Raw genomic sequence first — 10,162 nt, forward strand, 5'->3', positions numbered from 1 at the left:
CGGCCGCCGCCCCTGGGCCGGTGAAGGAATCGGCAGCGATTTCCGGCCTCGCCAGCCTCGGCAACCCGCCGCCGGAATACCCGTCGCTGGCCCTGCGACGCAATTGGGAAGGCAGCGTGGTGCTGCGCATTCAGGTGCTGGCCAACGGTCGCGCCGGTTCGGTGACGGTGACCAAATCCAGCGGCAAGCCGCAACTGGATGACGCCGCCGTCGCCGCCGTGAAGAACTGGAAGTTTATTCCGGCCAAACGCGGTGACACGCCGATCGACGGCTTCGCCACCCAGACCATCGATTTCAAATTGCCGCAATAACCGAACGCTCAATCAACGCACAACCGAATAACGCAAGCGAGGTATCACCATGAACGATTTGTCTTCGATGATTGTCCCCGGCGTGCTCTGGGGTCTGGTGCTGTTTTCCGTGGTCAGCTGGGCGATCCTGCTGGTCAAGTCGGCGCAGTACCTGCGGCAGAAAGCGCAGAACAAACAATTCACCAAGGCCTTCTGGGGCGCGCCGGATCTGCTCACCGCCGCCGAACACGCCAGCCAGTATCCAGGCTCGCTGGCGCGCATCGCCAGCAGCGGTTTCGAGGCGCTGCTGGTGGAAGATTCGCCGCGCACCACGCAACAACTGGCGCACACCATCAACCGTTCGGATCGTCTGGAGCGCAACCTGCGCCAACAAATCCAGAAGGAACGCCGCTCCCTGGAAAACGGTCAGGCGATCCTCGCCAGTATCGGCAGCACCGCGCCGTTCATCGGTCTGTTCGGCACCGTGTGGGGCATCATGGAAGCGCTGAAAAGCATCGGCGAAACCGGTTCGGCCAGCCTTGAAGCGGTCGCCGGGCCGATCGGCCACGCGCTGATCGCCACTGGCGTAGGTATCGCCGTCGCAGTGCCGGCGGTGCTGATTTACAACTTCTTCCTGCGCCGCTTGAAGCTCGCGTCGGCAGACATGGATGACTTCGCTCACGACTTCGATGCCCTCGCCTCGCGCAGTGCGTTTTCCGTTAGCCGTCAGGCCATCGCCACCAAAACCACAACCGCCGTGCGGGAGGCCAGCTGATGTCTTTTTCTACTCAGGACAGCGATGAAGTGCTCAGCGAAATGAACGTCACGCCGCTGGTCGACGTGATGCTCGTGCTGCTGGTGGTGTTCATCGTCACCGCGCCGCTGATGACCAACGCGATCAAGGTCAACCTGCCGAAAACCGACGCCGTGGCCCCCGCCGAGAAAAAAGATCCGGTGGTGGTCAGCGTCGATCAGGACGGCAAGTTCTATCTGGCGAAGACCGAGCTGGCCCCGGAATCCCTTGAAGCCAGCCTCAAGGAGGTCAAGGCCAAGGACGCCGAAGTACGCGTGCAGTTGCAGGCCGACTCCGCCGTCAATTACGGCCAGGTGGCCAAGGCCATGGCCTCTATCGAACGCTCGGGCATTACCAGGATTTCGGTGATGACCACCCACTGAGTGCGGTGGCGGGCGCACCTTGAAAGACGCGCCCGCCACCGTTCGCTGACTCCCGTCGCAACCAGCCGACCGAAACAACGCCACGCGTCTTCGGAGGGGATCGGCTTGTTTGAAGAAAGTGGTTTTCCGCACGCGGTATCACCGAAAGCGGAGCAATGAGGGGCTCACAAGGCCAATTCGATAACGTCTGAAAAGTCGGAAATAACCATGCTGATGAACACTCCACGCTTCACGCTCAAACCCTTGGTGGCAACGATTTCTCGCCACCGTTTTGTTCCGTTGTATCTGGTGGCCATGGGGATGGGCGCCGGGACCGTGCAAGCCGCCGAAGAAGACAGCGCGGCCGTGCCCGCTGCGGCAGCCGTCGTGGCGCCGACCACGCAACTGCAACGGGTGGAAGTGACGGGTTCGGCGATTCGCCGGGTCGATGCGGAAACGGCGGTGCCGATCACCATTCTGAAAGCCGATGAGCTGCGCAAACAGGGCGTGACCACCACCGCCGAACTGGTGCAGCGCATCACCGGCAGTCAGTCGATCAACAACAGTGCCGGCTCGGTCGGCGCGGCGACGGGCGGCGCCTCGTTCGCCGACATGCGCGGCATCGGCGCAAACAAGACGCTGGTGTTGCTCAACGGTCGACGCCTGGCCAACAACGCCTTGTCGGGCACCAACTCGGCCGGCGGCGCGGTGGATCTGAACATGATCCCGTTTGCCGCCATCGAGCGCGTCGAGGTGCTGCGCGACGGCGCCTCGGCCCTTTACGGCACTGACGCCATTGGCGGCGTGATCAACTTCATCACCAAGAAATCCATGACCGACGGCCAGTTGACCCTCGGCGGCGAAACCCCGACCCACAGCGGCGGCGGTGCAACCAAAGACATGAGCGCCAGTTGGGGCTACGGCGATCTGAACGAAGACCGCTTCAACGTCCTCGGCGTATTCAACTACAACAAGCAGCAGAACCTCGACGCCAACGACCGCTCCTTTGCCCGCGACTACGATCCCGGTCGTGGCCTCGACCAGACTTCCGGCACGGCATTCCCCGGCAACTACAGCCAGAACGGCAACGCCACCAACCCGCTGGCCAACAGCAATTGCAACGGGCCGAATCTGGTCGGGCGCGACGGCTTGTGCCGCTTCAGCACCCGCGAATACATCGACCTGGTGCCGCAGACCGAGAAGACTTCGTTCTTCGGCAAGACCACCGGCAAACTCGCCGACGACCACAACGTCAACCTCGAATACTTCTGGTCGCGCAACAACAACGCCACCGCTGTCGGCCCGGCGCCGTTGACTGGTCTGACTCTCGACGGCTCGTCGCCCTACTACCCTGGCAACGGCATCACTCCAGCGCCGACCGACTTCGCCCTCGACCCGACCCAACCGGTCGATGTGAACTGGCGTGAAACCGCCGCTGGCCCGCGTGAATCGAAAGACCAGAACACCAGCCAGCGCTTTCTGCTGAGTTTCGATGGTTTGGTTGGCGGTTGGGATTACAACGTCGGCGCCTCGTACAACCAGAACAAAATTGTCTCCAGTGTCACCAGCGGTTATGTCAGCGATCAGGCGATGATCGACGGTCTGGCCAGCGGTCTGCTCAACCCGTTCGGCCCGCAGTCGGCTGCCGGTCAGCAGTACATCGACCAAGCGGCGTACCACGGTGCCTATTCCACCGCTGTTGGCCGCGTGGCCGGTTTTGATGGACGCATCAGCCGTGAAATCGGTGACTGGTTCGGTGCCGGTCCGTCCGGCCTGGCGCTGGGCGGCGAGTACCGCAAAGAGAAATTCCACCAGGACTTCGAGTCGTTTGCCGGTGACATCCAGAGCCTCGGTATCGATCCCGCCGGCAGCGTCGAAGGCGACCGCAGCGTGAAAGCCGCCTACGCCGAAATCAACGTGCCGGTACTCGACAGCCTCGAACTGTCCGCCGCCGTGCGCCACGACAAATACAGCGACTTCGGCAGCACCACCAACCCGAAATATTCGTTCCGTTATCAGCCGTTGAAAGAGCTGGTGGTGCGCGGTGCGTACAGCGAAGGTTTCCGTGCGCCGTCGCTGTATGAGTTGTATTCGCCGCGCAGCATCACCTTCACCCAGGGCTACTACAACGACCCGGTGCTGTGTACCGGCGGCGTGGTGCAACCGGGCGGCAACGGCGGGCGTGATTGCGGTCAGCAGTTCCTCAACCAGATCGGCGGCAACGAAGACCTGGCCCCGGAGAAGGCCCGTAACGTGACGCTGGGCTTCGTTTATCAGCCGATCAACAACCTCTCGGTGGGTCTGGATTTCTGGTGGATTCACATCTCCAACCAGATCCAGCCGTTCCCGGAATCCACCGTGTTTGATCAGGCCGGTTCCTACCCGGATCGCTTCGTGCGCAACGCCGACGGCACGCTCAACTACATCGTCACCGGCAACGCCAACCTCGGCATCGTCGAAACCAACGGTGTCGACGTGTCGCTGGATTATCGCTTCCCGAACACGCCGTACGGTCAGTTCGGTCTGGGGCTGCAAGGCACTTACGTCGATGAGTACGACTTCCAGAGCACCATCAAAGGCCCGTTCACCGACAAGGTCGGCGACTTCCAGGGTGACGGCGTGATTGCGCGCTGGAAACACAACCTCACTGGCAGCTGGACCTTCGGCGCAGCGCGGGCGTCGCTGACCAACCGCTTCACCACCGGCTACAACGACTACGACCGCGATACTCACGCGACTGTCGCCTCGTATTCGGTGTGGGATCTGTCGGCCGGTTACACCTTCGACAAGGTGCTGGATGTCGATGCCGGGATGAAGAACATGTTCGACCGCAACCCACCGTTCTCCAACCAGGCCTACAACTTCCAGAGCGGCTATGACCCGCGCTACACCGACCCGCTGGGGCGTACCTTGTTTGCGCGCATGACTTACCACTTCTAAAGAACGAGCACCGCAAAACCCTGTGGGAGCTGGCTTGCCAGCGATGGCGTCGTATCAGTCGACATTTACTTCACTGACATACCGCTATCGCTGGCAAGCCAGCTCCCACATGGGGACCGGGTTTCTTCAGGAATTTCAGGGTGATCTCATGAGTTTTTTGCGCAACATGGCGGGCCTGCTGTTGGGCAGTGCGCTGCTGTGCACTGGCCCCTCGGCGCTGGCCGCTGGCAGTTATGCGCTGACGGTATACGGCGAGGCGCCGAAGTATCCGGCGAACTTCCAGCATTTCGATTTCGTCGACCCGCACGCGCCAAAGGGTGGTTCGCTGAGCCGCGCGTCGATGGAAATCGGCCAGTACAACTACATCAGCCCGTATGCCGATCAGGGCATTTCCGTGGTGCAGGTCAACGACTGGGTGTATGCGCCGCTGGCGTTCCGTTCGCTTGACGAGCCCTACACCGTTTACGCATTGGTCGCGCAGCAGATCGAGCGCGACCCGCAAGGCTTGTGGGTGCGTTTCACCCTCAATCCGAAAGCACGCTTCGCCGATGGCACGCCGATCACCGCCGAAGACGTGCGCTACACCTTCAACCTGCTGATGACCAAGGGCAGCCTGAGTTACCGCCAGCAATACGCCGACGTCCAGGACGTGCAAATCGAAGGCCCACGGCAGGTGCGTTTCACCTTCAAGAACAACCTCAACCGCACCCTGGCGCTGGATCTGGCGACGATGCGCATCGTCCCTGAGCACTGGTGGAAGACCCGTGACTTCGCCAATGGCGGCGGTTTCGAGCCACCACTGGGCAGCGGTCCGTATCGGGTGAGCAAGGTCGACGCCGGGCGCAGCATCAGTTTTCAACGCGATCCGGACTGGTGGGGCAAGGACCTGCCGGTCAGTCGCGGGATGTACAACTTCGACACCCTGACAGTGAATTTCTACGGTGACACCGACGTCGCCCGCCAGCTGTTGCAGGCCGGCGCGTTCGACTACAACCGCGAGTTTTCCTCGTCCGGTTACGTGGTCGGCTACGACAGCCCGGCGTTGCGCGACGGTCGCTTGCAGCAATCGATTCTGGCGCCGGAGAAACCCACCGCCGCCCAAGGCTTTGTGTTCAACCTGCAAAACCCGATCTTCCAGGATCGCCGCGTGCGTCAGGCGATCAGCCTGCTGTGGGATTTCGAGTGGACCAACAAGCAGATGATGCGCGGCTTCTACGTGCGCCAGAACAGCTTTTGGCCGAAGAGCGAAATGGCCGCCACCGCGCTACCCGATGCCGAAGAGTTGAAGATCCTTGAACCGCTGCGCGGACAGATTCCCAACGAAGTTTTCACCACGGTGTATGAAGCGCCGAAAACCGATGGCAGCGGCTACATCCGCGACAAGCAACTGCAAGCGCTGAAGCTGCTCGCCGAAGCTGGCTGGACGCCGCAACACAACCACTTGGTCAACGCTGCCGGCGAGCCGCTGGAGTTCACCTTCCTCGACGGTCAGGGCGGTTTCGATCGCATGCTGCTGCCGTTCAAACGCACTCTCGCGCAGATCGGCATCACGCTTAATCTGCGGCGGATCGATTCGGCGCAATACGTCAATCGTCTCAACGCTCGCGACTACGACATGATCGTCACCAGTTTCCCGCGCAGCGGCGATCCGATCGTCTCTCCCGGCCGCGAGCTGTACAGCCTCTACGCCTCGCAAAGTGCCACGCAAGTCGGCAGTTCCAACTCGATGGTGCTGGCCAATCCAGCGGTTGATCAACTGATCGATGGGCTGGTGCAGGCCAACACCCGCGAAGCCATGGTGCATTACGCCCGCGCCCTCGACCGGGTGCTGCAATGGGGTTACTACATGATTCCCAACTACTACTCCAAAGGCACGCCGACGGTGTACCAGAACCGCTTCGGCATGCCGCCCGTGCAACCGGCGTACGACGAAGGCCTCAACACCTGGTGGGAGGTGTCGGCCAAAGCGCTGACCACGCAACAGATGCACAGCCAGCTTGCGGGGGGCCAGTGACATGTGGCGTTATCTGAGTCGACGTTTGCTGCTGATCATCCCCACGCTGTTGTGCATTCTGGTGGTCAATTTTCTGATTGTGCAGGCCGCGCCGGGCGGACCGGTGGAGCAAGCCATCGCCCGCCTGCAAGGCTTCGGCGGACACAGCATGGGCGGCGGTGGCGAAGTTGCTGCGATTGGCGGCGCCGGGCGCAGCAGTCGTGGCCTCGACCCCGCCCTGATCGAGGAAATCAAACACCATTACGGCTTCGACAAACCCATGCACGAACGCCTGTGGCTGATGCTGAAAAACTACGCGCAGCTGGATCTGGGCAGCAGTTTTTTTCGCGGCGCCAAGGTCACCGATCTGATCGTGCAGAAGTTGCCGGTGTCGCTGTCGCTGGGCTTGTGGGCGACGCTGATCACTTACCTGATCTCGATCCCGCTGGGCATTCGCAAAGCGATCAAGAACGGCAGCGCGTTCGATGTCTGGAGCAGCACGGCAATCATCATCGGCTACGCGATGCCAGCGTTTCTCTTCGCCATTCTGCTGATCGTGGTGTTCGCCGGTGGCAGCTACGTCAACTGGTTCCCGGTGCAGGGCCTGGTCTCGGATAACTTCGACAGCCTCAGCACGTTGGGAAAGGTCGGCGACTACCTCTGGCACTTGGTGCTGCCGGTGACCGCTTTGGTGATCGGCGGGTTCGCCACGCTGACCATCCTGACCAAGAACAGCTTCCTCAACGAGATCAGCCGCCAGTACGTGATCACCGCACGGGCAAAGGGTTTGACGGAGCGCCGCGTGCTTTACGGCCACGTGTTTCGCAACGCCATGTTGTTGGTGGTCGCCGGTGTGCCGTCGGCGCTGATCGAGGTGTTTTTTGCTGGTTCGCTGCTGATCGAAACCATCTTCAACCTCGACGGCCTCGGGCGCATGAGTTACGAGGCGGCGGTGTCGCGCGACTACCCGGTGGTGTTCGGCGCGCTGTTTCTGTTCACCCTGTTCGGCCTGCTGATCAAGCTGATCGGCGACCTCTGTTACACCCTGCTCGACCCGCGCATCGACTTCTCGGCGAGGACTGCCTGATGTTCACTCTGTCTCCTCTGGGTCAGCGCCGTGTGGCGCAATTCAAAGCCAATCGGCGCGGACGCTGGTCGCTGTGGCTGTTTATCGGCCTGTGCCTGATCTGCCTTGGTGGCGAGTTGATCGCCAACGACAAGCCATTGGTGATTCGTTATCACGACGCTTTCTACTTCCCGATCCTCAGTGATTACCTGGAAACCGATTTCGGCGGTGAGCTGCCGTTTCAACCGGATTACGCCAGCGGCTACGTGCACAAACTGATCGAAGATCAGGGCGGCTGGATGCTGTTTCCGCCGATTCCGTTCAGCTACGACACGGTCAATTACGACCTCAGCGAACCGGCGCCAAGTCCTCCTTCATCGAGCAATTGGCTGGGCACCGATGATCAGGCGCGCGACGTGTTGGCGCGGGTGATTTTCGGCACGCGGATTTCGATTCTGTTCGCGCTGATCCTCACCGCTGTCAGTGCGCTGATCGGCATCGTTGCCGGGGCGTTGCAGGGTTATTACGGCGGTTGGGTCGATTTGCTCGGGCAACGCGTGCTGGAGATCTGGTCGGGGTTGCCGGTGTTGTACCTGCTGATCATTTTGTCCGGGTTTGTCTCGCCGAGTTTCTGGTGGCTGCTGGGGATCATGGCGCTGTTTTCCTGGCTGGCGCTGGTCGATGTGGTGCGCGCCGAGTTCCTGCGTGGGCGCAATCTCGAATACGTCAAAGCCGCGCGAGCGCTGGGCCTGACCGACAACGAGCTGATGTGCCGGCACATCCTGCCCAACGCGATGACCTCCACCCTCACCTACCTGCCGTTCATTCTGACCGGCGCCATCGCCACCCTGACTGCGCTGGATTTTCTCGGCTTTGGCATGCCGGCGGGCACCGCGTCGCTGGGCGAATTGATCGGTCAGGCCAAGCGCAATCTGCAAGCGCCGTGGCTGGGGCTGACGGCGTTTTTTGCCTTGGCGCTGATTTTGTCTTTGTTGGTTTTCATCGGTGAAGCCTGCCGTGATGCGTTTGATCCACGATCTTGATCCCCGGAGCTGAGATGAACGACAACCTGATTGAAATTCGCGATCTGCGCGTGGCCTTCGCCGGGCAGGAAGTGGTGCACGGTTTGAACCTGGATATTCACCGTGGCGAATGCCTGGCATTGGTCGGTGAATCCGGCTCGGGCAAGTCGGTGACGGCGCATTCGATCCTGCGTTTGCTGCCGGGCAAAAGCGTCAGCAGCAGTGGCTCGATCCGCTACAACGGCGTGGATCTATTGCACGCCAGCGAGCAGCAGATGCGCGGTCTGCGCGGCAACCGCATTGCGATGATTTTCCAGGAGCCGATGACCTCGCTGAACCCGCTGCACACGGTGGAAAAACAGGTCAGTGAGGTGCTGGAAATTCACAAAGGCCTCAAGGGCCGCGCTGCCCGCGAACGGACTCTGGAACTGCTGGAACTGGTCGGCATTCGCCAACCTTTGCAGCGTTTGAAAGCCTATCCGCATCAGCTCTCCGGCGGGCAGCGGCAACGGGTGATGATCGCCATGGCGCTGGCCAACGAGCCGGAGCTGTTGATCGCCGACGAGCCGACCACCGCGCTGGATGTGACGGTGCAGCAGAAGATTCTCGAGTTGCTGATCGAGTTGCAGCAGCGCCTCGGCATGTCGCTATTGTTGATCAGCCACGACCTCAACCTGGTGCGGCGCATCGCGCAACGGGTGTGCGTGATGCGCCACGGCGAGATCGTTGAACAGGCGGACTGCGAAGCGCTGTTTCGCGCACCGCAGCATCCTTACAGCCGCTTGTTGATCGAGGCCGAACCGAGCGGTGCGCCAGTGCCCAGTGAGTACGAGCACAACCTGCTTGAAGTCGATGATTTGAAGGTGTGGTTTCCATTACCGAAAGCGCTGTTCAGTCGCCAGCAGGATTACATCAAAGCCGTGGACGGCGTGAGTTTCACCCTGCAACGCGGCAAGACGTTGGGGATTGTCGGTGAGTCCGGTTCGGGTAAGTCGACACTGGGTCAGGCGATCCTGCGGCTGGTCGAATCCGAGGGCAATATCCGTTTCGGCAACAAGCAGTTGAGCCTGCTCAATCAGCGCTTGATGCGGCCGCTGCGCCGGCAGATTCAAGTGGTGTTTCAGGACCCGTTTGGCAGCCTCAGCCCACGGATGTCGGTGCAGCAGATTATTGCCGAAGGCTTGCTGACCCACGGTATCGGCACTGAAGCCGAGCGTGAGGCAGCGGTAATTCGTGTGCTGGAAGAAGTCGGCCTCGATCCGCAGAGCCGCCATCGCTATCCCCACGAGTTTTCCGGCGGGCAGCGCCAGCGCATCTCCATCGCCCGCGCGCTGGTGCTGGAACCGGCGCTGATTTTGCTCGATGAGCCGACTTCGGCGCTGGATCGCACGGTGCAGAAGCAGGTGGTCGAGTTGTTACGCCAATTGCAGATCAAGCATGGGCTGACGTATCTGTTCATCAGCCATGATCTGGCGGTGGTGCATGCGCTGGCGCATGACTTGATGGTGATCAAGGATGGCAAGGTGGTGGAGCAGGGTTCTTCGCGGGAGATTTTTGCCGCGCCCAAACACCCCTACACCCAGGAACTGCTGAAAGCCTCTGGCCTGAAGCCTATCGAAGAACCCTGTGGGAGCTGGCTTGCCAGCGATAGCGCCGGGTCAGTCGACATACCTTTCGCTGACCCACCGCTATCGCT

8 protein-coding genes are annotated in these 10,162 nt (G+C 61.2%); all 8 read left to right on the plus strand.

All coding sequences use genetic code 11. The features are described 5' to 3' along the window. Positions 1-311: energy transducer TonB (locus tag EJA71_RS19140; protein ID WP_158959201.1), on the plus strand; the 311-nt coding region annotated here is incomplete at its 5' end. Positions 312-378: 67 nt separating this feature from the next. Then, positions 379-1,065 carry a MotA/TolQ/ExbB proton channel family protein gene (locus EJA71_RS19145; RefSeq protein WP_371925707.1) on the plus strand — a complete coding sequence of 229 codons (687 nt, stop codon included), beginning with the start codon at positions 379-381 and terminating at the stop codon, positions 1,063-1,065. Continuing rightward, complete coding sequence (locus tag EJA71_RS19150; RefSeq protein WP_158959203.1) at positions 1,065-1,466, plus strand: biopolymer transporter ExbD; 402 nt, start codon at positions 1,065-1,067, stop codon at positions 1,464-1,466. The genes EJA71_RS19145 and EJA71_RS19150 overlap by 1 nt, the downstream gene beginning before the upstream one ends. Before the next feature lie 207 nt (positions 1,467-1,673). Further along, positions 1,674-4,385 carry a TonB-dependent receptor gene (locus EJA71_RS19155; protein WP_178113724.1) on the plus strand — a complete coding sequence of 904 codons (2,712 nt, stop codon included), beginning with the start codon at positions 1,674-1,676 and terminating at the stop codon, positions 4,383-4,385. A gap of 148 nt (positions 4,386-4,533) precedes the next feature. Further along, the gene (locus EJA71_RS19160; RefSeq protein WP_158959204.1) at positions 4,534-6,399 is read left to right on the plus strand and encodes an extracellular solute-binding protein; all 1,866 of its coding nucleotides are present in this window, start codon (positions 4,534-4,536) and stop codon (positions 6,397-6,399) included. A 1-nt stretch (position 6,400) separates the two neighbouring features. Beyond that, positions 6,401-7,465: a microcin C ABC transporter permease YejB gene (locus EJA71_RS19165; RefSeq protein WP_158959205.1), complete on the plus strand. Its 1,065-nt coding sequence runs from the start codon at positions 6,401-6,403 to the stop codon at positions 7,463-7,465. Beyond that, positions 7,465-8,487, plus strand: a complete 1,023-nt coding sequence (locus EJA71_RS19170; RefSeq protein WP_158959206.1) for an ABC transporter permease — start codon at positions 7,465-7,467, stop codon at positions 8,485-8,487. Before EJA71_RS19165 ends, EJA71_RS19170 begins: the two co-directional genes overlap by 1 nt. Before the next feature lie 14 nt (positions 8,488-8,501). Then, the coding region (locus EJA71_RS19175) for an ABC transporter ATP-binding protein (protein ID WP_256671777.1) at positions 8,502-10,162 on the plus strand (1,661 nt) is incomplete at its 3' end.

It is taken from the genome of Pseudomonas sp. PB106 (assembly GCF_009764645.1).
In the GTDB taxonomy this organism is placed as follows: Bacteria; Pseudomonadota; Gammaproteobacteria; order Pseudomonadales; family Pseudomonadaceae; genus Aquipseudomonas.

What these genes read in the sequence shown, in the direction of transcription:
- EJA71_RS19145 (WP_371925707.1), top strand. Translation starts at nt 379, where the DNA reads ATGATTGTCCCCGGCGTGCTCTGGGGTCTGGTGCTGTTTTCCGTGGTC.
- EJA71_RS19150 (WP_158959203.1), top strand. Translation starts at nt 1,065, where the DNA reads ATGTCTTTTTCTACTCAGGACAGCGATGAAGTGCTCAGCGAAATGAAC.
- EJA71_RS19155 (WP_178113724.1), top strand. Translation starts at nt 1,674, where the DNA reads ATGCTGATGAACACTCCACGCTTCACGCTCAAACCCTTGGTGGCAACG.
- EJA71_RS19160 (WP_158959204.1), top strand. Translation starts at nt 4,534, where the DNA reads ATGAGTTTTTTGCGCAACATGGCGGGCCTGCTGTTGGGCAGTGCGCTG.
- EJA71_RS19165 (WP_158959205.1), top strand. Translation starts at nt 6,401, where the DNA reads ATGTGGCGTTATCTGAGTCGACGTTTGCTGCTGATCATCCCCACGCTG.
- EJA71_RS19170 (WP_158959206.1), top strand. Translation starts at nt 7,465, where the DNA reads ATGTTCACTCTGTCTCCTCTGGGTCAGCGCCGTGTGGCGCAATTCAAA.